The sequence below is a fragment of the Microcella sp. genome, from assembly GCF_030645145.1.
In the GTDB taxonomy this organism is placed as follows: Bacteria; Actinomycetota; Actinomycetes; order Actinomycetales; family Microbacteriaceae; genus Microcella.
In genome coordinates this window covers 1-23,220 of record NZ_JAUSMI010000150.1, presented here as the reverse complement: position 1 = coordinate 23,220, position 23,220 = coordinate 1, and the positions used below count along the sequence as shown (strand labels likewise).

Sequence of the window (23,220 nt, the reverse complement as noted above, 5' to 3'; positions counted from 1 at the left end):
ATGCTCGGCGCAGGCGGCTCCGGCGACGGGCTGGCGGGAGCCGGGGTCGGAGCGCTCGGCGGCGCCGGCACGGGCGCCGGGCCCGGCGCGCTCGGCCCCGGGTCGGCAGGTGCGGGCGGACTGTCGACGGGCGGCTCGGCGGCGATCGCCTCGAGGTACGCGCGCTCGATCTCGGCCGAGCGGCCGGTGAGCACCGAGAGCTGCTGCGAGAGCTCGTCCATCGCGGTGGCCTGCTCGGCGACGCGCTGCTCGGCGACCGCGACGAGCTCGACGGCGCGATCGAAGGCCGCCTGGGCCTCGACGGAGCGGGTCTCGAGGACGGCGCGCGCGGCATCCGCCTGCTCGGCGAGGGACGCCGCGATGTTCTGGTCGTACGTCGCGAGCGCCATGAGCGAGGCGGAGTGCTCGCCGAGCTTCGTCATCGAGCCCAGCCGGTAGAGCAGGTCGTCGGCGTCGCCGCCCACGAGGAGGCTCGTCGTGATGTCGCCGTGCCCGGCGCGCAGGAGCTGCGTGGCGAGGATTCCGGCGCGCTGCGCGGAGTCGTCGGCCCGGACACCCGCGGCGGCCTCGCGGCTCTCGAGCGACTCGAGCGTCGACGCCGCATCGTCGAGCGCGACGATCGCGATCGCGTAGTCCTCCGCCGACTGCTGGGCGGCGCGCGCCGCGACGGCGTAGTCGGCCTCCAGCTGCCGGACGACGTCGCCGATGCGCTCGATCGCCGCTTCCGTCGCGGCGACGTCGCCACGGGCATCCTGCACCTCGTCCCACGAGGGGGCGTCGGTCGGCGCCGCGTGCGCGGAGGTGACCCCGAGGCCAAGGGTCAGAACCGCCGCGAGTGCGGCGGCTCCGATGGCCTGGCGCTCGGGGCGCCTCATCAGCGCCGCCTAGCCAAGATAGACGCCTCTGGCCGACATGAAGGGCACGGGGTCGATCGCGGTGCCGTTCGTCCGCACCTCGAAGTGCAGGTGGCAGCCGTTGGACGCGCCCGTGCTGCCGACGACGGCGATCGTCTGGCCGGCCGAGACGCTCTGGCCGGAGCCGACGCGGATGCCGCCGTTGAGGATGTGCGCATACCCCGTCGTCAGCCCGTTGCCGTGGTTGATCATGACGAAGTTTCCGTAGGTGCCGTTCCAGCCGGCGTAGATCACGGTGCCGCCGGCCGCCGCGGCGATCGGCTGGCCGCAGCTCGCGGCGACGTCCGTTCCCGTGTGGAGGCGGTACGTGCCGTAGATGGGGTGGATGCGGTAGCCGTAGTGGGACGAGATCCAGCCGTAGGCGGGGCGGGCCCAGCCGCTCGAGGCGGGGGCTCCTCCGCCGCCACCGCCGGAGCTGTTCCCGGCGTTCTGGGCGGCACGCGCAGCGGCCTCAGCGGCGGCGGCGGCCTCGGCCGCACGACGGCGCTCCTCGCGGAGTCGCGCCTCCTCGGCAGCCTTCCGGCGGGCCTCCTCCTCGCGGCGGATGCGCTCACCCTCCTGGTACTGGGCCTCGGTGATCACGAGGTCCTCCTCGAGGACCTGGATCTGCACCTCGAGTCGGCGCTTGTTCTCCTCCTCGGCGGCGACGGCGGCAGCGGCAGCGGCAGCGGCCTCCTGGGCCGCCTGGAACGCGGCTTCCGCGGCGATGCGGAGCTCTTCGCGCTTCTGCTTGGCGACGACGGCCTGGTCGGCGAACGACTGCGCAGCCTGCTGGTCGCGCATGGCGGCGGCGTAGATGCCCTCGGCCTGCTCGGAGATCTTGCTCGCGTAGCCGAGGCGCGACAGCAGGCTCTCGGCCTGGTCGGGGTTGGTGAACAGCGAGGCGGAGAGGTCGGCGCCGCCGGCGCGCGAGAGCTCGGCGACGAACTGGCCGGCGCGCAGACGCGACTCATCGGCCTTCGCGGCGGCCTCGTCGGACTTGCGCTGCAGCTCGTCGGCCTGGAACGAGGCCTCGTCGAAGGCGAGCTGAGCCTCCTCGAAGAGCGTGCCGAGACGCTGGGCCTCGGCCTGAGCCGCCGCCGAGGCGTCGGCGAGCTGCTGGATCAAGGCGCGGAGCTCATCGGCCTTGGCCTTCGCTCCTGAGACGTTCTTGCGAGCGTCGAGGACGTCGTCCCACGAGGGGTAGGTCACCGCGTACGCGGGACGCTCGGTCGCCGTGACACCCGTCGTGACGAGCAGGAGGGCCGCGGCGATGCCGGCGACGAGCGCCGTCCAGCGGGCGCGACGAGGCGCGGTCGCGCTCGTCGTCGTGCTCCGGCCCATTCCGCTCCCCCAGCGTGCGTGCTCGCGCATTGCGTCTATCCCCATCCGGCGCGAATGCATTATGTCGCAACATTCACACGCGCACCATCGTTAACACTAACAACGGATGCTCGCCTGCGCGAGGCACCCGAACGGGGGAGTGTGCGAAATGCGCACTCCCGTGGTTCCGGGCACCGTAACCCGGGCTCGCCCAGGCGCGTGGGAGGCGGCGCGGACGGTCGCCGAACCGGCCGGCACCGGGCATCCCGGCCGGTTTGGTGTTTCGCGCGGACGGCGGGTATGCTCGTGCCTCGGTTGCTGTACGGCTCGCGCCGCTTCGGCCCCATCGTTTAGTGGCCTAGGACACCGCCCTTTCACGGCGGCAGCACGGGTTCGAATCCCGTTGGGGTCACCAGACCGCAGCAGTACAATTCAATACGCATGGCCCTGTAGCGCAGTTGGTTAGCGTGCCGCCCTGTCACGGCGGAGGTCGCGGGTTCAAGTCCCGTCAGGGTCGCCACGGCGACGAGCCCTCTCCTCGGAGGGGGCTTGTTCCGTCAGGGGCGAAAGCTCCGGTGCCGAATGGCGCAGTGCCGAAAGGCGCAGTGCCGAAAGGCGCAGTGGGCGGCGACGCCCCACGGCTCTGTAGCTCAGTTGGTAGAGCGCACGACTGAAAATCGTGAGGTCACGGGATCGACGCCCGTCGGAGCCACCACGGCATCACCGCCGAGAACCCCCGCCGAGTGCGGGGGTTTCGTCGTCTCGGGCCGCCTTGAGGACGAGTCAGGGAGCGCGGACGACCCGGAACGAGCCCGACGGGCTCGCGCAGCTCGCGTTGTCGGCGCAATCGCCGTAGTCCCACTCGAGGAGTCCCGCCCACGCCTCACCGAGCGGGAACGTGTCGGGCAGCTCGATCGAGACCGCGAGGCCGTCGGCGAGGTCCTCCTCGACCGTCGTTCGCACGGCGCGGTCCAGCTCGCCGACAGGAGCGGCCGTCACGACCCATCCGCCGGGCGGCATCGGCGCGTCGCATCCGCTCTCGACCTCGACCTCGATCGTGTCGCCCGGCCGCACCTCGGCAGGAGTGACCGCGACGCGCGGGACGCAGTAGTCGGAGGCCGGCGACGGACTCGGCGTCGAGCATCCGCTCAGGGCGAGCGCCGCCGCTATCACGAGCACCACCCGCCTCCTCATACCGGAAACGTACTCGCGTTCTGCGCTGCCCACTCGGGGCGTTCGCGTGCGAATCAGTTCGCGCGCCCGAGCGACCCGGCGGCTACCGTTGCAAGGTGCTCACCGACCAGTTGCCCGACCAGCCCGCGCCGGACAACCCGTCGGGGAAGCTCGTCCTGCTCCGCCACGGGGAGACGGAGTGGTCGAGAAGCGGCAAGCACACGGGCCTCACCGACATCCCCCTGACCGCCCGGGGCGAGGAGCTCGCCCGCGGTGCCGGCCAGCTGCTCGGTGACTACGACTTCTCGCTCGTCCTGACCTCGCCGCTTCAGCGGGCGCGATGCACCGCCGAGCTCGCCGGGCTGCAGGCTGAGGTCGACCCTCTTCTCGTCGAGTGGGACTACGGAGGGTACGAGGGGCGCACGACGCGCGAGATCCGCGCCGAGCTCGGCTACGACTGGAGCGCGTTCACCCACGGAGTCATCCGCGGGGAGACTCCCGGGGAGACGGTGGAGGAGGTCGCGGCGCGCGCGTCGCGCGTTCTCACGCGAGTGCTCCCGGCGATGACGGAGGGAGACGTCGCCCTCGTGGCGCACGGCCACTTCCTGCGCATCCTGACCGCGGTCTACCTGCGACTGGCCCCTCGATTCGGCGCCCAGATCAGCCTGGATGCGGGGTCGGTGTCGGTGCTGAGCTACTACCGCGAGCATCCGGCGATCCTGTCGTGGAACTACGGACCGGAGCTTCCGCTCGCGCCGTCGGAGTCCTGAGCACGTCGGCGGCACGAGAGTACGCTGGCGGCGCGCCCGACGGAGGGCGAGCATCCGCACCGCAGGAGGACGAGATGGCGAACGACGGGTTCAGCGCCGAGGAGCGCGCCGCGATGAAGGAGCGCGCGGCCGAGCTGCGCGCCGAGGCGAAGCGCGAGAAGGGCGCCGCGAAGGCCGCCGCCGAGCTGCAGGACGTGCTCGACGCGATCGCGAAGCTCAACGACGACGACCGCCCGCTCGCCACCAAGGTGCACGAGCTCGTCACCGCCGCCGAGCCGCGGCTCGCGCCCCGCACCTGGTACGGCATGCCCGCCTACGCCCTCGACGGCAAGGTCGTGTGCTTCTTCAAGTCGGCGGGCAAGTTCGAGGGCCGCTACTGCGAGCTCGGCTTCAACGACCCGGCGAAGCTCGACGACGGCAGCATGTGGCCGACGGTCTTCGCGATCACGGCGATCGGCCCCGCCGAGGAGAAGGCGATCACTGCGCTCGTGACGCGCGCAGTCGGCTGACCGCCCGGCACCCCGTCATGCGGCACGGTCGGTGCCGATTAGCCTGAGTCGGTGATCGTCGGCCTCGGCACCCTGCTCAACGTGACCACCATCGTCATCGGCGCCGCGATCGGCGTCCTCATCGGCCACCGCCTGCAGGAGCGCACGACGCGCGTCGTCACCGACGCCCTCGGCCTCATCACGATCGTGCTCGGCGGCCTCAACCTCGTCTCGCTCGCCGATGCCGCGTTCGTCGACGCCGTCGGCGCGGGCGGCACCTTCCTCGTCGTCATCGGCGCCCTGCTCATCGGCAGCATCATCGGATCCCTCGCGGGCATCGAGAGCCGCCTCGAGGGCTTCGGCGGATGGCTGCAGTCGCGATTCACGCGGAAGGGCGCGAGCGCAGCATCCGCCGCCGGACCGATCGACCCCGCGATCGTGGATGCTCCGCTCGTGCTCTCGCCCCGCGAGCGCTTCATCACCGGCTTCGTGGACGCGTCGCTCGTGTTCGCGATCGGCCCCCTCGCGATCCTCGGCGCCTTCCAGGACGGCACGGGTCAGGGCATCGACCAGCTCGCGCTCAAGGCGACGCTCGACGGCTTCGCGTCGATCGCGTTCGCCGCCTCGCTCGGCTGGGGCGTCGCGGCATCGGCGCTGCCGGTCGGCATCTGGCAGGGGCTGCTGACGGCGCTCGCCTTCCTGCTCGGCTCGGTCATGTCGGGCGCGGCGATCGCGGCCCTCACCGCGACCGGCGGCGTGCTGCTGCTCGGAGTCGGAATCCGCCTGCTCAACCTGCGCCACATCGCCGTCGGCGACATGCTGCCCGCGCTCGTCGTCGCTCCGCTGCTCGCGGTGGGCATCCAGTCGCTCGGCATCGCGGGCTGAACCCCACCGGGGCAGCGCTCAGCAGTCGCAGCTGATCGCGTGCTCGACGGGCGCGGTCAGCGGGTCGATCGGGCGGTGGATCGGCCCGCTCGCGCCCTCGACCGGGTAGCCCTCGCGGGCCCAGTACTCGAAGCCGCCGAGCATCTCCTTCACCGCGACGCCCTGGCCGGCCAGATCGCGCGCCGCCTTGGCCGCGCCGTTGCAGCCGGGCCCCCAGCAGTACACGATGACCGGGATGCCCGCCTCGAGCTCGCCCATCCGCTCGACGAGCTCCTGCCGAGGGATGTGCCGCGCGCCCACCGCGTGACCCTGACTCCAGGCGGTCTGCCCGCGCACGTCGACGAAGTGGAAGCGCTCGCCCGACTCGAGGGCGGCGGCCACGTCGGAGGCGTCGGTCTCGAACGCCAGCCTCGCGGCGTAGTGGGCCGCGGTCGCGGCCGGGTCGGCGAAGTCTCCGAGGGCGCTGTCGGTCATGGCGCCATGATGGCACGCGTCGGGAAGACTTCCGGGGCCCGCGTGGTTTGCTGAAAGCATGACCGACACCTCCTCCATCACCCCCGTCGACGGCGCGATCACGATGTACGGCGCCGACTGGTGCCGCGACTGCCGTCGCACCGAGTCCCTACTCAACGACCTCGGCGTCGAGTGGATCAAGATCGACGTCGAGCAGTCCGCCGAGGCCGCCGCGACCGCGCAGTCGATCAGCGGGCGCATGAACATCCCCGTCGTCGTCTTCCCTGACGGCTCGCACCTCGTCGAGCCGAGCGACGCGGCCGTGCGCGAGAAGCTGGGCGTGTAGCTCAGCCGCCGCCGGCGCGTCAAGCCAGCTGCCGCTGGAAGAAGCGGTCGATGCGCTGCCACGCGTCGGCCGCCTCCACCGGTCGCGGCCCGAGCCCCATCGCGGGGCCCATGAGCACGCGCATGAGCCGGGGGCCGGCGGGCCGCTCGTTGAGGAACGCGTGACCCGCGCCGGGGTACTCGACCACATCGTGCTCGATGCCGCGTGCGACGAGAGCCGACTCCAGTCGCGCCGCCGCGCCGCGCAGGGTGCGGTCGCGCCCGCCGAAGGAGCCGACGATCGGGCACGCGCCGTCGAGGGCGTCGTCGAGGTCGGGCGGGAGCATCCCGTAATTGACGGATGCTGCACCGTAGTCGCCCGACCCCGCGAGCAGCAGCGCGAAGCCTCCGCCCATGCAGAAGCCGATGACGCCGACCGAGCCGCGCGCCTCGGGGCGCGAGAGCAGGAGGGCGCGCGCCGCTGCGACGTCGTCGAACGCCGCACCGCTCCCCTCGCGCAGCGCGCGGAACGTCGCGACGAGGCACTTCCGCCTGCCCCCGCGGCTGAAGAGATCGGGCATCAGGACGAGGTAGCCGAGCCCGCGCAGGCGCTCGAGATGGTCGCGCATCGCGTCGTCGACGCCGAACACCTCGTGCAGCACGACGAGCGCCGGGAAGGGACCGGAGCCGTCGGGCACACCGAGCAGGCCGCGCAGGTCACCGTCGCGAGGGTCGCCGGACTGAGGGATGACGACATCGGTCAAGGTCACGATCGGACTCTAACCCGGGCCACTGCGCGGAAAGGCGCGTACGCTCACGAGCACGGGGTCACTTCGACTCTCGACAAGGAGAGTCACCATGGCTGAGAAGTCCGTCCGCAAGAACTCGACGAAGACCGCCGCGACGAAGACCCTCAAGGAGAAGCGCGTCGCGAAGGCCGACAAGAAGGCCGCGAGCACGCGTTCGCAGAACAGCGACGCCGTCACGCGCGCCGCGAGCAAGTAGTCGTCACGCCTTCCCGTCACCGACGGGGATGCGCGACGCGCCGCCGTCCACCACGGCGACGGCGCGTCGCGAGCTCGGGGTCGCCGAGCGGCTGATGCGCGGGGTGCGGCCTAGCGGCGCGCGCCCTTCGCCGCGACGAGGTCCTTCTCGTCGATCGGCGCGAGCCCGCGCGACCGCAGGTCGGCGAAGTAGGCGCGCGCCTCCTCCTGGCGCTCGTGCTCGACACCGGTCGCGATCTCGGCCCGGATGTGCTCGGGACGCAGCCCGAACGCCTCGGTGAGCGGGAGCGCGTGCGGGCGGAGGCGCGGCAGAAGCCGACCGTCGATGTACTCGGTGATGGCCTGCGCCCGCTGGCCCGAGAGCCGGCCGTGGATAAGGTACCAGGCGAGGTTCTTCTCGATGAGCGTGAACCCGAACAGGTCGCGCAGCCAGGTCAGCACCTGCTTCGTGCCGGGGTCGGCGACGTCGTCGAGCGCGTCGGTGAAGGCCTCCCACTGGAGCAGCTCGCCGTGGGCGCGGGCGGCCTCGATGAGCTCGTTCTGGTGGCGGTTGAACAGCGCCGCCGCTTCGGCCTTCGGCAGCTTCGAGGCGGGGCGCAGCCGGCCGGCGAGCTCGGCGACCATGGTCTCGACGCGGTCGGTGAGCAGCTGGCGCTGGGCCGCGCTGCCGCGCACGTAGCCGACCGAGCGCGCGGTCGACCCGAAGTCGGCGACCGACTGCGCGAGACGACGGAGTCCGGTGCGGTGCACCGCGGCGTCGCCGACCTGCTCGACCACGAAGGAGGCGAGCGCTCCCGCGTCGGCCTTCGCGAACTTGCGCGAGTAGTCGGTCAGCAGGCGCTTGGCGACGAGCTGCAGCAGCACGTTGTTGTCGCCCTCGAACGTCGCGTAGACGTCGAGGTCAGCCCGGAGCTGGACGAGGCGGTTCTCGGCGAGGAAGCCCTGGCCGCCGCACGCCTCGCGCGCCTCCTGGATAATGTCGAGCGCGGCCCACGTGCTGAGGGGCTTGAGAGCCGCGGCGAGCGTCTCGAGATCCTCGCGGTCGGCGTCGGTGTCGGCGGCCCCCGAGAACACGGCATCGAACTTGGTCAGGAAGACCTCGTGCGCGAACGACATCGCATAGGTCTGCGCGAGTCGGGGAAGCAGGCGGCGCTGGTGGCGCTGGTAGTCGAGCAGGACGACCTCGTCGTCGCTCGCGGCCGTGAACTGCCGGCGCTCGCTGCCGTACCGCAGCGCGATGGTCAGGGCGAGCTTGCTCGCGACGACGCACGCGCCGTCGAGCGAGACGCGGCCCTGCACGAGCGTGCCGAGCATCGTGAAGAAGCGACGGCCCGGGCTTGCGATGGGCGAGGTGTAGACGCCCTGCGCGTCGACGTCGCCGTAGCGGTTGAGGAGATTGGTGCGGGGCACGCGCACGTTCGTGAAGTGCAGGCGGCCGTTGTCGATGCCGTTGAGACCGCCCTTGAGTCCGTCGTCCTCGCCGCCGATGCCGGGAAGGAACGCGCCCTTCTCGTCGCGGATGGGGACGTAGATCGCGTGCACTCCGTGGTTCACGCCGCGCGTGATGAGCTGGGCGAAGACCACGGCGGCCTTCGCGTGCAGGGCGGCGTTGCCGAGGTAGTCCTTCCAGGCGGCGCGGAACGGCGTGTGGATGATCCACTCATCGGTCGCCGGGTCGAAGGTCGCTGTGGTGCCGACGGCCGAGACGTCCGACCCGTGACCGGTTTCGGTCATCGCGAAGGCGCCCGGCACGTCCATGTTGAGTGCGCCGGGGAGGAGAGCCGCGTGATGCGCCTCCGTGCCGAGGTGCTGGATGGCGGCCGCGAAGAGCCCCCACTGCACGCCCGACTTGATCTGCATGCTCGGGTCGCCGAGCACGAGCTCCTCGAAGCTCGCGATGTTGCCGCCGTTGTCCTCCAGGCCGCCGACCGACTTCGGGAAGGCGCGGTGCACCGAGCCGTTCTCGACGAGCAGGTGCAGCTGGCCGAGCACGCGCTCGCGGTGCTCGTCCTTGCCGAGCTCGGGGTCGCGGTGGAACTCCGGGCGGGCCATGAGCTCGCGCGCGTGCTGACGTGCGTACGCCCACTCGCCGAGGAGCTGCCGGCCGAGGCTCTCGACGTCGACGGCGATGGCCTCGGGCTCCGGTGCCGCGGGCGACGCCGGCATGTCGGCGTCAGCAGCGGCTGCGGGGCTGGCGGTCGTGGAGTCGGCGAGCGAAGTCATCTCTGTCCCATCGTGTGGAGCCGGAAGAAGGGTGTCGCCCGACCGCGAGCGGCGGCGAGCGTTCCCGATTGAGACAGTAGGAGCGCTCGCGACGCTCGGCCCGATCGTGGTGCCGGACGAACGAAGCGTCGACGGATGCTCGCGGCCCGCGTTGTAGGAATCCATCGGTTCCTGAGCGCCCGCATGGTGGACTCCCCACGGCTGTTCGCCTTGCGGGAATACCCCTGGGGGTATCAATCATGCTGTGGCACCATGGAGGCATGGCAACCGTAGACCTGACCTCGGCCGACTTTGAGCAGACCGTGACGGCCCCCGGCATCACCCTCGTCGACTTCTGGGCGGAGTGGTGCGGCCCATGCCGCCAGTTCGCCCCCGTCTACGACAAGGCGAGCGAGCAGCACCCCGACGTGACCTTCGGCAAGGTCGACACCGAGGCCGAGCAGGCTCTCGCGTCGGCGGCGAACATCCGCTCGATTCCGACCCTCATGGCGTTCCGCGACGGCATCCTCGTCTTCGCCCAGCCGGGCGCGCTGCCCGGTCCGGCGCTCGAGCAGGTCATCACGGCCGTGAAGGGGCTCGACATGGACGAGGTCAAGGCGAAGGTCGCCGCCGCGCAGGCGGAGGCCTCGGCCGGCTCCTAGAGCTCGCCGGGCGAGCGGAAGACCCGCCGCACCTTCTCCACCACTCCGTGCGCGGGCGGCTCGTTGTACACGCCCGCGTACTCCTGGCCCGACATGCGCTGGATCTCGGCCATGATCGCGTCGGTCGCCTGCCGTCGCGCCCTACCGGAGCTCGCCGGGCCGAACCCGCTCACGTCGATCGGATCGCCGAACTCGACGCGGATGCGCGCGAGGCGGATGCGCTTCGACCCGACGGGCTGGAGCTCCTGCGTGCCGCGCAGCGCGACGGGGACGACCGGGACGCCCGCCGTGAGCGCGAGCCACGCGACGCCCGTCTTCCCGCGGTACAGACGGCCGTCGCGCGAGCGCGTGCCCTCGGGGTAGATGGAGAACGGCTGTCCCGCCTTGAGCTTCGCGAGCCCGGCATCGAGCGCGTCCTGCGCGGCCTTCCCCGCTCCGCGCTCGACCGGGATCGCCCCGACGCCGGTGAAGAACCCGCGTGACAGAGCGCCCTTCAGTCCGCGCCCGGTGAAGTAGTCGGCCTTCGCGAGGAAGTTCACGGGTCGGCGGGCGAGAAGGCTGATGACGACGCTGTCGATGAACGACAGGTGATTGCTCGCGACGACGACGCCTCCGGTCGGGGGCATCCGGCGACGACCGATGACGACGGGCCGGAAGACGAGTCGCGCGATCGGCGTGAGCACGAGTCGAGCGAGCAGGTTCAGCACCGGGTCATCCTGGCAGGCGACTCATTCCCCGCCGGGAATGCGTCCGGCCGTGTCGCCCGCGTCTGCGCCGGTCGACCGCCACCGGTAGAGGACGTGCCGGCGCAGCGGGCTGCCCTCGGGCACGCGCGGATGCTCGAAGTCGCCGTCGGGGTCGCGCACCATCCCGATGCGCTCCATCACGGCGGCCGAGCGCGCGTTGCTCGTCGCGGTGAACGACAGCACCTCCTCGATGCCGAAGCCGGGCGCGGCCCGGAGCACGCGGCGGGCCGCCGTCGACGCGGCCCCGCGGCCCCAGGCCCAGCGGGCGAGCCGCCACCCGACCTCGACGGCGGGGGTGAACGGCGCGGGGAAGCTCGCCGTGGAGAGCCCGACGAAGCCCGCGAACCGGCCGTCGACCTCGAGGGCCCACAGCCCGTAGCCGTGCTCGGCGTGATGCGCGACGATCCGATCGACCATCGCGCCGCTCTGCTCCCGCGCGAGCGGCGCCGGGAAGTGCTCCATGACCTCGGGGTCGGCGTTGAGCGCCGCGAACGGCTCCCGGTCGGCGTCGCGCCAGGCGCGCAATCGGACCGTCGCCCCCTCGCCGCCGGCGATGGTGGGTGGCGGCTCGGCGTGCAGCGCCCGGTCGGCCTGCTCAGTGCTCACGGGCCTTCTCAGTAGTCATCGGGCGGCGGCGGGAAGAACTCGTCGTCGGGCGGCAGCTCGTCCAGCGGGATGTCGGAATAGTCGGGCTCGACGGCGGCGGGGCGGGTGCTCGAGCCGAATCGCGGGCCCGCGGCCGAGGAGCCGCTCGCGCGGGACGTGCGCGGCGACGCGGGGCGGGACCGGAGTGGAGCATCCGTCGTCGGGGCGGCGGCCGCGCCGGAAGCGGAGGCGTCGGCGGGCTCGAGAGCCGGGGGCTCCTCGCCGCGCACGATCGCGAGCACGGCCTCGCCGAACTGGTCGAGCTTCTTCGCGCCGACGCCGCTGATCTGGCCGAGCTCGTCGAGCGTCGACGGGGTCGTGAGCGCGATGCCGCGCAGGGTCGCGTCGCCGAAGACGATGTAGGCGGGCGCGTTGAGCGCGCGGGCGGTCGCACCGCGCCACCCGCGCAGGCGCTCGAAGAGCGGGGCGGCGCCCGCCGGCAGGTCGGAGGGAGCGCTGCGCTTCGACGATCGCGTGGGCCGGGCGACCTCGCGGCGCAGGCGGACGACGCGACCGCCCGTGAGCACCTCGGCGCTCGCCTCGGTGATCACGAGCGTGCCGTAGCCGTCGCCATGCACCGCGAGCAGGCCCTGGGCGAGCAGCTGCCGCACGACGCCGCGCCACTCCTGCTCGGTGAGCTCGGTTCCGATGCCGAACGTCGCGAGGTCGGCATGGCCGAGCTGCTCGACGCGCGGCGTGCGCTTGCCGAGCAGGATGTCGATGAGCTGCCCGGCGCCGTAGCGCTGACGGCGCTCGCGGTCGAGCCGCACGATCGTCGAGAGCAGCTTCTGCGCGGGCACCGTTCCGTCGAAGCTCTCGGGCGGCGCGAGGCACGTGTCGCAGTTGCCGCACGGCTGGGACTGCTGGCCGAAGTAGGCGAGCAGCTGCACGCGCCGGCACTCGACCGTCTCGCACAGCGCGAGCATCGCGTCGAGCAGCTGGCCCATGCGGCGCTTATAGGCGGGGTTGCCCTCCGAGCGGTCGATCATCTGGCGCTGCTGCACGACATCCTGAAGGCCGTAGGCGAGCCACGCCGTCGACGGCAGCCCGTCGCGGCCCGCGCGCCCCGTCTCCTGGTAGTAGCCCTCGACGCTCTTGGGCAGGTCGAGGTGGGCGACGAAGCGCACGTCGGGCTTGTCGATGCCCATGCCGAACGCGATCGTCGCGACCATGACGATGCCGTCCTCCCGGAGGAAGCGCGACTGGTGGTCGGAGCGAGTGCGCGCGTCGAGACCCGCGTGGTACGGCAGGGCGGGAATGCCGTGGTCGACGAGCGCCGCGGCCGTCTTCTCGACGGATGCCCGCGACAGGCAGTACACGATGCCCGCGTCACCGGGGTGCTCGGTCCTGATGAGCTGCAGAAGCTGCTGGACGGGCTGGTTCTTCGGCTCGATCCGGTACTGGATGTTCGGGCGGTCGAAGCTCGAGACGAACGTGCGCGCCTGCTCGAGCTGCAGGCGCTGCTGAATCTCGGTCGCCGTCGCCGCGGTCGCCGTCGCCGTGAGGGCGATGCGCGGCACGCTCGGCCAGCGCTCGTGCAGCATCGACAGCGCGAGGTAGTCGGGGCGGAAGTCGTGCCCCCACTGCGAGACGCAGTGCGCCTCGTCGATCGCGAAGAGCGAGACGTTCAGGCGGTCGAGAAGGTCGCCCGTCGACGGCACGGTGACGCGCTCGGGCGCCATGTAGAGCAGGTCGACCTCGCCCGCGGCGAGGGCCCGCTCGACCTCGCGCCGCTCGTCGGGCCCCTGGGTGGAGTTGAGGAACGCGGCGCGCACGCCGACCGCCTCGAGGGCATCCACCTGATCCTTCATGAGGGCGATGAGAGGCGAGATGACGACGCCGACACCCTCGCGCACGAGCGCGGGGATCTGGTAGCAGAGCGACTTGCCGCCGCCCGTCGGCATGAGCACGAGCGCATCGCCGCCGGAGACGACGTGGTCGATGATCTGCTGCTGGTCGCCACGGAAGGCCGGGTAGCCGAAGACCGTCTCGAGGATCGCCTGCGGGGTGTCGGCGGGGTTGCGCGCCGGCGGGGTTCGAAGCTCGGTCGACGTCACCGGTACAGGTTAGTCGCCCCCTCCGACGGCGCCGACGAGTGGGCCGCGATCGGGGGAGAGCGGTCTAGATGTGGATGGCCGGGTCGACCCAGAACCCGTCGGCGCCCGTGCCGCGGGCGGTGCGATCGAGGGGCCGGGAGGTCGCGGGGATGCCGGTCGCGACGGAGTCGGGCGGGACATCCTTCGTCACGAGGGCGAGCGCGCCGATCTGCGAGCCCGAGCCGATCGTGATGGGGCCGAGCACCGTCGCGTTCGCCCCGATGAGCACGCCGTCGCCGACCGTCGGGTGGCGCTTGCCCCTCTCGAGGGTGCGGCCGCCGAGCGTGACGCCGTGGTACAGCATGACGTCGTCGCCGATCTCGGCCGTCTCGCCGATCACGACGCCCATGCCGTGGTCGATGAAGAAGCGCCGGCCGATGCGCGCGCCCGGGTGGATCTCGATGCCCGTCCACCAGCGCGCGCCCTGCGCGACCATGCGGCCGAGGAGCTTCACCTCGTGCGTCCAGAGCCAGTGGGCGATGCGGTGCCACCAGATCGCGTGCAGCCCGGCCGAGGTGAGGAACACCTCGAGACCGGAGCGCGCCGCGGGATCGCGCAACCGGGCGGTGGCGATGTCCTCGCGAAGGCCCATCTAGGAGCGGAGGTCTTCGTACAGGACGCTCGACAGGTAGCGCTCGCCGTAGCTCGCCACGATCACGACGATCGTCTTGCCCGCGTTCTCCGGGCGCTTCGCGAGCTCGGCGGCGGCGTGCAGGGTCGCGCCCGACGAGATTCCGGCGAGGATGCCCTCCTCCTTCGCCGCACGGCGGGCCATCGAGACGGCCTGGCCGATGTTGACGTCGATGATCTCGTCATATACCTCGCGGTCGAGCACGCCGGGCACGAAGTTCGCACCGATTCCCGCGATCTTGTGCGGGCCGGGGGCGCCGCCGTTGAGGATGGGGCTCTCCTCCGGCTCGACGCCGACGATCTGCACGCCCGGCTTCTGCTCCTTGAGGTACTGGCCGGTCCCGGTCAGCGTGCCGCCCGTGCCGATGCCCGAGACGAAGATGTCGACGGCGCCATCGGTGTCGTTCCAGACCTCGGGGCCCGTGGTCGCGCGGTGGATCGCGGCATTCGCCTCGTTCTCGAACTGGCGGGCGAGGACCGCGCCCGGACGCTCGGCGACGATCTGCTCGGCGCGCGAGACGGCGCCCTTCATGCCCTCGGCGCCGGGAGTCAGGACGAGCTCGGCGCCGTAGGCCTTGAGGAGCATCTTGCGCTCCTCGCTCATCGTCTCGGGCATCGTGAGCACGACATCGTAGCCGCGCGCGGCGCCGATCATCGCGAGAGCGATGCCGGTGTTGCCGCTCGTCGCCTCGACGAGCGTGCCGCCGGCGGTGAGCTCGCCGCTCGCCTCGGCGGCGTCGACGATCGCGACGCCCAGGCGGTCCTTGACGCTCGAGGACGGGTTGAAGAACTCGAGCTTCGCGAGCACCGTGGCGTCGGCGCCGTCGGTGATCGCGTTGAGCTGCACGAGGGGGGTGTTGCCGAACACCTTCGAGATGTCGGAGTAGATGCGGGCCATGGCGTTCTCCTCTGGGGAAGTCGTGGTGGGCGAGCCGTCGGCGGATCGCCTCTCAGCGTAGAGCGCGCGAGCCTCGAGCGCCCCACGCGAAGAATGCGCGAGGGCCGCGCACGCGCGCACCACCCACCGTCAACGTCGCGACGCCCGGGTTGATTCCCGCCGAGCCGACCGTGTCCGGCTAGAGGTCGCCGCCGGCGACCGCGAAGGTGTCGCATGCCGTGACGCCCCGCTCGAAGCCGACCGTGAACCAGCGCTGGCGCTGCTCGCTCGACCCGTGGGTCCAGCTCTCGGGCGACACCTGGCCGCTCGTCTGCTCCTGGATGCGGTCGTCGCCGATGGCCTCGGCCGCGTCGAGGGCCTGCGCGACCTGCTCGCTCGTGATCGGCTCGAGCAGGGCATCCGGCCCATCGGACGCGGCGCCCGCCCACGCGCCGCCGAAGCAGTCGGCCTGGAGCTCGAGACGCACGGCGTCGGATTCGGGCCCGGAGTCGGTGCGATCGGCCGACTCGAGCGCGCCGGTGATCTTCTGCATGTGGTGGCCCCACTCGTGCGCGACGACGTACATCTCGGCGAGCGGGCCGCCCTCGGCGCCGAAGCGCGTGCGGAGGTCGTCGTAGAAGCCCGTGTCGAGGTAGATGGTCTCGTCGTTCGGACAGTAGAAGGGGCCGACCGCGCTGGTGGCCTGGCCGCAGCCCGTGCTCACCGCCTCCTCGAAGATGATCGCGCCAGGCCCTCGGTACTGCACGCCGATCTCGGGCGCCGCGTCGATCCAGAACTCCTCGAGGGAGACGGCCGCGCCGGCGACCCGGCAGTCGACGCTCTCGTTGGCGTCGGCGCCCGTGTCGCACTCGGCGAGCTCGGTCGTCTCGGGAGCGGGCCCGGCACCCGTGCCCCCGCCGCCGAGGATGCCGCTGAGGTCGACCCCCGTGAACTGCGAGATCAGGAAGACGGCGATGATGCCGATGAGGCCACCGCCGCCGCCGATGGCGAGCCCGCGGCCGCGGCCGGAGCGGCGGACGGAGGAGCCGGAGATGTCAGCGTCGTCTCGGAAGGTCACAGCCCGAACCTACTCCCCCGCTGATCCGGCGCGCAGGGGGTTGCGCACACGCGGAAGCGGGGCGGGGAGCATGCTCTCCGCCCCGCTCACCGTGGGATGCCCGCTAGGCCGCCTTGGGCAGCTTCGCCGGCTTGCCGGCCACCTTGCGCTCCGCGCTCTCGCTGCTCGCCGACTCGTAGCCGGGAGCGTTCGCGGTCACGACGACCGAGATGCGCGCGTCGGCGTCGTCGGCGGTCACGAGGTAGGTCGCGCCCGTGGCGCCCTCGATCGGCTCGCCGTCGCGCAGCCACTGGTAGGTCAGCTCGGCGCTGTCGACCGACACGACGGGGGCCTTCGCCCGCGCCTCCTTGCCGATCACGACCGGGCCGATGACCTTGGCCGACTCGATGACCTCGATCGCGCCGAGGGTCTCGGTGATCTCGAAGGCGATGCTCGCCTCGGTGCCGTTGTCGGGCACCGCGATCGTGAGCTGCTGGGCGCCGGTGACGCCCTCCGGCACCGTGAAGGTGACCGTCGCGCGGCCCGTCTCGTCGGAGCGGCCGACGATCGTGTTGTCGATCGGGGCCGAGCCGAGCACCTCCTCGCCGAGGCTCACGACGACATCCGTCTCGCGGTCGCCCTGGTTGGTGAACAGGAGCGAGCTGAGCGTCAGCGTGACCTCGTCGCCGGCGGTGTAGCCGTCGGCGTCGGGGGCGCTGATCGAGACGCCGACCGAGCGCTGGGCGAAGTCGGGCGAGATCGGGGTGGTGGCCCCGACGTAGTCGACGAACGCCTGCAGGTCGATGCGACCCGAGTCGGCGCGCTCAGTGCCCTGCGCGAGGGTGAAGAAGTTGTCTCCACCGGCCGCGAGGAACGAGTTCGCCACGATGCGGACCTGCTGGTCGGCCGTCACCGGCACGCCGTTGAGGAGCATCGTGCCGATGCGCTCGCCGGCGGGCTTCGTCGGGTCGTAGTCGTACTCGAACGTCGACGAGACGCCGAGCTTGAGGAACGGTCGGCTGCTACCCGCGGGCTGCCACTGCTCCTCGAGCACCGAGCGCACCTGCGCACCCGTGAGCGTCATCGTGAAGAGCGAGTTGGCGAACGGCTGGACGTTGGCGGCCTCGCGGAACGTGAGGTTGCCAGCCGGGTCCAGCTCGCCGCTCGCGGCGTAGAGCAGGTTGGCGCGCAGGCCGCCCGGGTTCATGAACGCCACCTCGGTGCCGAGGTCGCGCGTGGCCCAGAGCTGGGCGTCGGCGACCTCGTTGCCGAGCGTCGACTCCGCGCCGCGGTTCTCGTTCTGCGCGCCGTTCTGGCCCGTGAAGTCGATGCCGCGGAGGAAGTCGTCCGTGATCTCGCCGAGGCTCTCGTTGCCGGCGACGGCAGCGAAGGCGACGGCGTCGGCGACGATCGCCGCGATCTCGGGGTCGGGCTGCGCCGCGCCCACGAGCGGCTTCACGCCGGCCGTGATGCTGAGCAGCTCGTTCGACTCGGGGTCGACCGACAGCGCGAGGTGGCCGTAGGCCTCGCCGTACTGGCCGCCCTGGATGAGCGGCATGACCTCGTCGGTGCCCGGTACCGGGACCTCGAGGTCGTACTGGAGGTGCGTGTGGCCCGAGACGACCGCGTCGACCTTGCCGAGGACCCCGTTGATGAGGTCGCCGAACTCGGAGTCGCCGGTTGCGGACTCGAGCGTCGTGGTCGGGGCGCCCTCGTGGGCGACGAGGATGACGACATCCGCCTCGCCGTTCTCGGCCACGCCGTCCTGCAGCTGGTCGGCCACGCGCACGGCGGCGGCGGTCATGTCGCCGAAGTCGAGCGTCGAGATGCCCGCGGGGCTCACGAGCGACGGCATGCTCTCGGTCAGGACTCCGATGAAGCCGACCTTCACGCCGTCGACCTCGATGACCTCGTACTCCTGGTACGCCGGGGTCGTCGTGCCCTTCTCGTAGATGTTCGCGCCGAGGTAGGGGAAGTCGGAGTTCGGGATGATCCGGTCGTCGAGGTCGGCGCGGCTCTGATCGAACTCGTGGTTGCCGATGGCGGTCAGGTCGAGCTCCATCGCGTTGAGCGCGTCGAGCGTGGGCTCGTCGTTCTGGATGAACGAGGTGAACGTCGAGGCGCCGACGCTGTCGCCCGCGGAGATGAAGAGCGTGTTCGGGTTCGCGGCGCGCGTGGCCTCGACGAGACCGCCGAGGACGGCGACTCCCGCGGCCGGCGGAGCGGCCTCGAGTCGTCCGTGCAGGTCGTTGACCGTCAGGATGTCGATCTCGACCGGCGGGGGCGTCGTGCTGAGGCCGACGACGACGGGGTCGTGGTCGCTCGAGCGGAAGACGGTGCCGGTCTCGGTCGCGCCGAAGGCGTACTGGCGATCGCTCCACTCGGCGGAGTTGATGCCCCAGACGCCGACGCCCGTGACCTGCGCCGCGATGCCGGGGCTCGCGAGGACGTGGTCGAGCGAGCCGAGCTCGCCGTCGAACGTGTAGGTGTACTGGTCATCGGTGAGGTCGGCGACGAGGTCGCTCCAGCCCGCGTCGGTGAGGGCCTGGATCGGGTCCTCCTCGCTGTAGGCGTTGAAGTCGCCCATGAGGAGGACGTTCTCGCCGGCCTCGCCCGGGAGGGTCTCGACGAGCGCCGCGAGGGCGTTCGACTGCTCGACGCGCTCGGCGTTGAAGAAGCCCTGCCCGTCGGCGGGCTCGGTGCCCGAGCCGCCCTTCGACTTGAAGTGGTTCGCGATGACCGTGAACTCGATGCCGCCGGCGGCGAAGGTCTGGCCGATCGGCTCGCGCGCGATGTCCCAGACCGTCTCGTCGACCTGCGTGAAGCTGTCGCCCACCGGGGTGACCGCTGCGGGCTTGAAGATGATCGCGTTGCTGATGAAGTCGACGATCGCGGCGTCGGTCAGCGCAGCGGGGGTGCGGACGTAGTCCCACGTGCCGGCGCCGGCCTGCGCGTTGAGCGCCGCGACGAGCGACTCAAGCGCCTCGTCGGTCGGCTCGCCGAGCTTGACCGAGTTCTCGATCTCCTGCAGGGCGACGACGTCCGCGTCGAGGCCGTTGATGGCCGCGACGATCTTCGACTCCTGGATGGCGAGCTGCTCGGCGGTGCGAGCGCCGCGGGCCTGGCTGTTCTGGGTCGTGAGCGTCGTGAAGTAGTTGAGCACGTTGTACGCCGCGACGCGGATGTCGCCGCCGACCTCGGGAGCCGAGGCGGGGCGCGCGTTGCGCGTCTCGAAGGTGACGCCGGTCTGCGCCGCGGTGGTCGTCGATGAGGGCCGCTGCGGCTGGAGGCGCCACTGGTCGAAGCCGTACGTGAGGACCATGCCGGCGGAGGGGAAGACCACCTTGTCGCCGTTGCGGACGACGGCGTCCTTGCTGAAGTACGGCTGGTCGCCGGGGTGGGCGCTGGCCGTGACCTGCGCGTTGAACCCGTCGTCGAGCAGGATGCGCGACGCGCGGTTGGCGGCGGCGATCGCGTCGGCCTCGGGGCCGGCGTCGACGAGCTCGGTGCTCTTGACCGCGAGCTCTGCGGGGCTCAGCCACAGCGCGCCGAAGCGGAAGAGCTCGTGGCTGGAGGAGACGAGGTAGTCGCCGGCCGGCGCGACGAGCATGCCCTCGAAAGCCTCGCGGGCATCGCCCGTGACATCGGTCGGGAGGGCGACCGGCGCGGGCACTCCCACAGCGGCCTCGACGAGGGTCACCTGGCCGGCGGTCGTCGCGCTCACCTGCGTCTGCCCGAAGTACTCGGACGCGACGCCGGTGACCTCGACGAGGTCGCCGATCGCGACCGGGTGCGCCTGGCTGCTCGTGAACACGAACAGGCCGTCGGAGACGCCGGGCGTCGTGTCGGCGCCGGGGGTCTGGATGTAGAACCCGCTGTAGCCGCCGGTGCCGCGATGGTCGGCGACGACCACGCCCTGCACGGTGACCGACTGGTTCAGGAGGGGCGTTGACGCCCCCGGACCCTGCACGTCGGCGATCGGGATGTGGGTGCTGGCCATGGCCGGCGTCGCGGTGATGCCCGCGAGACCGAGGCCCACGCAGACGGCGGTCGTGAACGCCGTCGCGCGTGCGGTCGCGCGTGCGCGGCCGCCCTGAGAGATGGATGACATGGTGCGCTGAGCTCCTTGGGGTGGGAGGGCGATATCGTGCGTCCCCCTGAACGGGGGTCAGAACGAACCATAAGCACAGAACGGTCGATGCACCTAGTGCTCACATGAGTGGTAACGCGCTGTTCACGTGCTCGATGGCGCAGGCGGCTCGCGGACGACCCCCGGTCGTCGGGCGCCCGTCACGGTACGGCGGCCGCGTGAACGCGCAGCGACGCCGGAGTGAGCAGGGGATGCCAGGATCGTTGCATGCGCCGGACCGCCGGTCGCCGTCACCGTCCCCAGCCCGCGGAGGCCCCATGCTCACGGTCGTGCTCGGCCTCGCCGGCGCCCTCGTCTACGGCGCCGCCGACTTCGTCGGGGGTCTCGCGGCGCGCCGCATCTCCGCGTTGCGCGTCACCGCTCTCGGCGCGGTGTCGGGCGTCGTGCTCCTCATCGCGGGCGCGCTCGTCATCCCCGGCCGCTGGTCGGCGGAGGCGCTGCTGTGGGGCGGCATCTCGGGGCTGACCGGCGCCGTCGCGATCGCTCTGCTCTACGCGTGCCTCGCGATCGGGCCGATGAGCATCCTCTCGCCCCTGACGGCCGTGACGTCCGCGATCGTGCCGCTCACGTGGGGCCTTGCGATCGGGTCCGAGCTCGGCGCGCTCGCGTACCCCGCCTTCGCGCTCGCGCTCGTCGCGGTCGTGCTCGTCGGCTTCGTGCCGAGCGAGGGCGCGGTGCGCCCGACCGCGCGCGGGCTCATCATGGCGACGATCTCGGGCACGCTCATCGGCGCCTTCTACATCCTCATGGAGCAGACGCCCGACGACAGCGGCCTCGTGCCCCTCATCGCCAACCGTGCGGTCAACGCGACGCTCATGGTGACGGTCATCGTGCTCCTCGCGATCGTCGCGGGGCAGAGGGGCATGGCGGCGGATGCCCGGCTCGCCGTGCTCGACGGAGCCCACGGCGCCCCGCACGCGCTCGAGGGCCCGCGCGGCTCCGGCGGCGCCGTGCGCGCGAGCGCCGCGGCCCTCCGCGGCGGGTGGCGCGGCGGCATCGCGCTCGGGCTCCTGTGCGGCGTGCTCGACGCGGGGGCGAACGTCATCGCGCTCGTCGGGCTGCGGCTGGGCGACCTCGAGGTCGTGTCGGTGCTCACCGCGCTGTATCCGGCCGGCACGATCCTGCTCGCGGCGCTCGTGCTGCGCGAGCGCATCGCGCGGCTGCAGTGGGTCGGGCTCGTGCTCGCTCTCGCGGCGAGCGCGATGCTCGCGCTGGCCTGAGCGGAGCATCCGCCCCCGACGCCGCCCGGAGACGCGAACGGCCCGGCACCCATTGACGGGGCCGGGCCGTCGACGCGCTGTCGGCTAGAGCGCGGCGAGCTCGTCGAGGACGCGGTCGCCCGCGCGCACCTCGGTCGTGTCGGCCGAGATCTCGGCGCGGTCGAGGAGCTCCTCGAAGCGACGGCGGCGCGGGCGCGTGATGAGCGTCACGACCGTGCCGACCTTGCCCGCGCGGCCCGTGCGGCCCGAGCGGTGCAGGTACGTCTTGTACTCGTCGGGGGCGTCGGCCTGGATGACGAGCGAGATGTCGTCGACGTGGATGCCGCGCGCGGCGACGTCGGTCGCGACGAGCACGTTCACGCGCCCGCTCGTGAGCTTGTCGAGGTTGCGCTGGCGGTTGCGCTGGTTGAGGTCGCCGTGGAGGCTCGTCGCCGGGATGCCGGCGTCGTCGAGCTGCTCGGCGAGCTCCTCGGCGAAGGCGCGGGTGCGAGCGAAGACGAGGGTCTTGCCGGCGCCCGAGGCGAGCTGCTCGATGACCGCGCGCTTCTCGCGCTGCTCGACGAGGAGCACCTTGTGGTCGATCGTCGATGACTGCTGGTCCTCGCCGGCGACCTCGTAGACCGAGGGGTCCTGGAGGAACTCGGTGACGAGGTTCGCGACGCCCGAGTCGAGGGTCGCCGAGAAGAGCAGCTTCTGCCCGCCGTCGGCGGTCTCGCGGAGGATGCGCTGAACGGGCTCGAGGAAGCCGAGCTCGCACATGTGGTCGGCCTCGTCGAGGACGGTGATGACGACCTCGCTCAGGTCGAGGCGGCCCTGCTGGATGAGGTCCTCGATGCGACCGGGGGTGCCGATGATGATGTCGACGCCGCGCTGGAGGGCGCCGACCTGGCGGCCTTGGGGCACGCCGCCGTAGATCTGCGTCGTGAACAGGCCCACGCTGCGGGCGATGGGCTGGACGGTCGCGTCGATCTGCAGGGCGAGCTCGCGCGTCGGGGCGAGGATGAGCGCCCGCGGGTTGCGACCGGGCTGGCGACGGCGACCGCCGCCGTTCTCCATGAGCCGCTCGACGAGGGGCGCGCCGAACGCGATGGTCTTGCCGGAGCCGGTGCGACCGCGGCCGAGGACGTCGCGGCCCGCGAGGACGTCGGGGATCGTCGCGGCCTGGATCGGGAACGGGCTCACGGCGCCGAGCTCGGCGAGCGTGCGGCTGATGTTGTCGCCGAGGCCGAGGTCGCCGAAGGTCACTCCCTCGACGTCGGTCGCGAGCACGGCGTCGGCCGTGAGGCGCGCGAGCACGACGTCGTCCTGCGGGCCGGTGTGCTGCGCGCGGGTCGGGTAGAACTCGGAGTCGCGGCGGGCGGGGCGCTCGTCGCGGTCGAAGGAGCGGGCCGGGCGGGCGTCGCGGTTGAAGCGGTCGTTTGAGCGGGCGGGACGCGCATCGCGATCGAAACGGTCGGTCGAGCGCGCAGGACGGGCATCCCGATCGAAGCGGTCGTTCGAGCGGGCGGGACGCGCATCGCGATCGAAACGATCGGTCGAGCGCGCCGGGCGCGCGTCGCGGTCGAAGGAGCGCGCGCCGCGGTCGGCGTCGCGGGCCGGGCGGGCCGGCGCCTCGGAGCCGC

20 protein-coding genes, 3 tRNA genes and 1 pseudogene are annotated in these 23,220 nt (G+C 72.0%); 10 read left to right on the top strand and 14 right to left on the bottom strand.

What is annotated here, in order from left to right; translation table 11 throughout:
• Positions 1–875 (bottom strand): annotated as a pseudogene (locus Q7T15_RS10360) (hypothetical protein); the annotation flags it as partial.
• A 9-nt stretch (positions 876–884) separates the two neighbouring features.
• A complete protein-coding gene (locus Q7T15_RS10355) occupies positions 885–2,267 on the bottom strand; it encodes a M23 family metallopeptidase (RefSeq protein ID WP_304695973.1) in 1,383 nt (460 codons plus the stop codon).
• Between the two features lie 288 nt (positions 2,268–2,555).
• Between Q7T15_RS10355 and Q7T15_RS10350 the strand changes: the two genes are divergently transcribed.
• The 3 genes from Q7T15_RS10350 to Q7T15_RS10340 all read left to right on the top strand — a co-directional run bounded on the left by Q7T15_RS10350 (position 2,556) and on the right by Q7T15_RS10340 (position 2,931).
• A tRNA-Glu gene (locus Q7T15_RS10350) sits at positions 2,556–2,631 on the top strand.
• A gap of 28 nt (positions 2,632–2,659) precedes the next feature.
• Positions 2,660–2,736: transfer RNA gene (locus Q7T15_RS10345), tRNA-Asp, on the top strand.
• Positions 2,737–2,855: 119 nt separating this feature from the next.
• Positions 2,856–2,931, top strand: a tRNA-Phe gene (locus tag Q7T15_RS10340).
• A 68-nt stretch (positions 2,932–2,999) separates the two neighbouring features.
• On the opposite strand, the gene Q7T15_RS10335 is transcribed toward Q7T15_RS10340, so the two are convergent.
• Positions 3,000–3,398 (bottom strand): hypothetical protein, encoded by a 399-nt coding sequence (locus Q7T15_RS10335; RefSeq protein ID WP_304695971.1) that lies wholly within the window; start codon positions 3,396–3,398, stop codon positions 3,000–3,002.
• A 107-nt stretch (positions 3,399–3,505) separates the two neighbouring features.
• On the opposite strand from Q7T15_RS10335, the gene Q7T15_RS10330 reads away from it, so the two are divergent.
• From Q7T15_RS10330 to Q7T15_RS10320, 3 genes are all read left to right on the top strand, one after another.
• A complete protein-coding gene (locus tag Q7T15_RS10330) occupies positions 3,506–4,159 on the top strand; it encodes a histidine phosphatase family protein (protein WP_304695969.1) in 654 nt (217 codons plus the stop codon).
• A gap of 74 nt (positions 4,160–4,233) precedes the next feature.
• Complete coding sequence (locus Q7T15_RS10325; protein WP_304695967.1) at positions 4,234–4,668, top strand: iron chaperone; 435 nt, start codon at positions 4,234–4,236, stop codon at positions 4,666–4,668.
• Between the two features lie 51 nt (positions 4,669–4,719).
• The gene (locus Q7T15_RS10320; protein ID WP_304695965.1) at positions 4,720–5,532 is read left to right on the top strand and encodes a DUF554 domain-containing protein; all 813 of its coding nucleotides are present in this window, start codon (positions 4,720–4,722) and stop codon (positions 5,530–5,532) included.
• An 18-nt stretch (positions 5,533–5,550) separates the two neighbouring features.
• Here the strand turns inward: Q7T15_RS10320 and Q7T15_RS10315 are convergent, their stop codons facing one another.
• Positions 5,551–6,006, bottom strand: a complete 456-nt coding sequence (locus Q7T15_RS10315; RefSeq protein ID WP_304695963.1) for a rhodanese-like domain-containing protein — start codon at positions 6,004–6,006, stop codon at positions 5,551–5,553.
• 58 nt (positions 6,007–6,064) lie between these two features.
• On the opposite strand from Q7T15_RS10315, the gene Q7T15_RS10310 reads away from it, so the two are divergent.
• On the top strand, positions 6,065–6,331 hold the full coding sequence (locus tag Q7T15_RS10310; protein WP_304695961.1) for a glutaredoxin domain-containing protein: 267 nt from the start codon (positions 6,065–6,067) through the stop codon (positions 6,329–6,331).
• Between the two features lie 19 nt (positions 6,332–6,350).
• Here the strand turns inward: Q7T15_RS10310 and Q7T15_RS10305 are convergent, their stop codons facing one another.
• Positions 6,351–7,079 carry a dienelactone hydrolase family protein gene (locus Q7T15_RS10305; RefSeq protein WP_304695959.1) on the bottom strand — a complete coding sequence of 243 codons (729 nt, stop codon included), beginning with the start codon at positions 7,077–7,079 and terminating at the stop codon, positions 6,351–6,353.
• A gap of 88 nt (positions 7,080–7,167) precedes the next feature.
• Between Q7T15_RS10305 and Q7T15_RS10300 the strand changes: the two genes are divergently transcribed.
• Complete coding sequence (locus Q7T15_RS10300) at positions 7,168–7,314, top strand: hypothetical protein (protein WP_304695957.1); 147 nt, start codon at positions 7,168–7,170, stop codon at positions 7,312–7,314.
• A 110-nt stretch (positions 7,315–7,424) separates the two neighbouring features.
• Here the strand turns inward: Q7T15_RS10300 and Q7T15_RS10295 are convergent, their stop codons facing one another.
• Positions 7,425–9,536 carry an acyl-CoA dehydrogenase gene (locus tag Q7T15_RS10295; RefSeq protein ID WP_370689140.1) on the bottom strand — a complete coding sequence of 704 codons (2,112 nt, stop codon included), beginning with the start codon at positions 9,534–9,536 and terminating at the stop codon, positions 7,425–7,427.
• Between the two features lie 260 nt (positions 9,537–9,796).
• Here Q7T15_RS10295 and trxA point away from each other — a divergent pair, with 260 nt between their 5' ends.
• On the top strand, positions 9,797–10,177 hold the full coding sequence (gene trxA / locus Q7T15_RS10290; protein WP_304695955.1) for a thioredoxin: 381 nt from the start codon (positions 9,797–9,799) through the stop codon (positions 10,175–10,177).
• On the opposite strand, the gene Q7T15_RS10285 is transcribed toward trxA, so the two are convergent.
• The 7 genes from Q7T15_RS10285 to Q7T15_RS10255 all read right to left on the bottom strand — a co-directional run bounded on the left by Q7T15_RS10285 (position 10,174) and on the right by Q7T15_RS10255 (position 20,339).
• Positions 10,174–10,884: a 1-acyl-sn-glycerol-3-phosphate acyltransferase gene (locus tag Q7T15_RS10285; RefSeq protein WP_304695953.1), complete on the bottom strand. Its 711-nt coding sequence runs from the start codon at positions 10,882–10,884 to the stop codon at positions 10,174–10,176. The two genes, trxA and Q7T15_RS10285, sit on opposite strands and share 4 nt — an antisense overlap.
• A 21-nt stretch (positions 10,885–10,905) precedes the next feature.
• The gene (locus tag Q7T15_RS10280; RefSeq protein ID WP_304695951.1) at positions 10,906–11,529 is read right to left on the bottom strand and encodes a GNAT family N-acetyltransferase; all 624 of its coding nucleotides are present in this window, start codon (positions 11,527–11,529) and stop codon (positions 10,906–10,908) included.
• Positions 11,530–11,537: 8 nt separating this feature from the next.
• Positions 11,538–13,625, bottom strand: a complete 2,088-nt coding sequence (recQ, locus tag Q7T15_RS10275) for a DNA helicase RecQ (protein WP_304695949.1) — start codon at positions 13,623–13,625, stop codon at positions 11,538–11,540.
• Between the two features lie 64 nt (positions 13,626–13,689).
• A complete protein-coding gene (gene epsC, locus Q7T15_RS10270) occupies positions 13,690–14,256 on the bottom strand; it encodes a serine O-acetyltransferase EpsC (protein ID WP_304695947.1) in 567 nt (188 codons plus the stop codon).
• Positions 14,257–15,192, bottom strand: coding sequence for a cysteine synthase A (cysK, locus tag Q7T15_RS10265; RefSeq protein WP_304695944.1), 936 nt, complete (start codon positions 15,190–15,192; stop codon positions 14,257–14,259).
• A 178-nt stretch (positions 15,193–15,370) separates the two neighbouring features.
• Positions 15,371–16,249: a neutral zinc metallopeptidase gene (locus Q7T15_RS10260; RefSeq protein WP_304695943.1), complete on the bottom strand. Its 879-nt coding sequence runs from the start codon at positions 16,247–16,249 to the stop codon at positions 15,371–15,373.
• A 103-nt stretch (positions 16,250–16,352) separates the two neighbouring features.
• Positions 16,353–20,339 (bottom strand): ExeM/NucH family extracellular endonuclease, encoded by a 3,987-nt coding sequence (locus Q7T15_RS10255; RefSeq protein ID WP_304695941.1) that lies wholly within the window; start codon positions 20,337–20,339, stop codon positions 16,353–16,355.
• A gap of 296 nt (positions 20,340–20,635) precedes the next feature.
• Here Q7T15_RS10255 and Q7T15_RS10250 point away from each other — a divergent pair, with 296 nt between their 5' ends.
• Positions 20,636–21,598: an EamA family transporter gene (locus tag Q7T15_RS10250; RefSeq protein ID WP_304695939.1), complete on the top strand. Its 963-nt coding sequence runs from the start codon at positions 20,636–20,638 to the stop codon at positions 21,596–21,598.
• A gap of 84 nt (positions 21,599–21,682) precedes the next feature.
• Here Q7T15_RS10250 and Q7T15_RS10245 read toward each other — a convergent pair.
• On the bottom strand, positions 21,683–23,220 hold a 1,538-nt coding region (locus Q7T15_RS10245), incomplete at its 5' end, for a DEAD/DEAH box helicase (protein ID WP_304695937.1).

Bases quoted from the DNA above. Each gene is read 5' to 3' on its own strand.
- Q7T15_RS10355 (WP_304695973.1), bottom strand. From the start codon at position 2,267: ATGCGCGAGCACGCACGCTGGGGGAGCGGAATGGGCCGGAGCACGACG.
- Q7T15_RS10310 (WP_304695961.1), top strand. From the start codon at position 6,065: ATGACCGACACCTCCTCCATCACCCCCGTCGACGGCGCGATCACGATG.
- epsC (WP_304695947.1), bottom strand. From the start codon at position 14,256: ATGGGCCTTCGCGAGGACATCGCCACCGCCCGGTTGCGCGATCCCGCG.
- Q7T15_RS10295 (WP_370689140.1), bottom strand. From the start codon at position 9,536: ATGACTTCGCTCGCCGACTCCACGACCGCCAGCCCCGCAGCCGCTGCT.
- trxA (WP_304695955.1), top strand. From the start codon at position 9,797: ATGGCAACCGTAGACCTGACCTCGGCCGACTTTGAGCAGACCGTGACG.
- cysK (WP_304695944.1), bottom strand. From the start codon at position 15,192: ATGGCCCGCATCTACTCCGACATCTCGAAGGTGTTCGGCAACACCCCC.
- Q7T15_RS10255 (WP_304695941.1), bottom strand. From the start codon at position 20,339: ATGTCATCCATCTCTCAGGGCGGCCGCGCACGCGCGACCGCACGCGCG.
- Q7T15_RS10300 (WP_304695957.1), top strand. From the start codon at position 7,168: ATGGCTGAGAAGTCCGTCCGCAAGAACTCGACGAAGACCGCCGCGACG.
- Q7T15_RS10325 (WP_304695967.1), top strand. From the start codon at position 4,234: ATGGCGAACGACGGGTTCAGCGCCGAGGAGCGCGCCGCGATGAAGGAG.
- Q7T15_RS10315 (WP_304695963.1), bottom strand. From the start codon at position 6,006: ATGACCGACAGCGCCCTCGGAGACTTCGCCGACCCGGCCGCGACCGCG.
- Q7T15_RS10250 (WP_304695939.1), top strand. From the start codon at position 20,636: ATGCTCACGGTCGTGCTCGGCCTCGCCGGCGCCCTCGTCTACGGCGCC.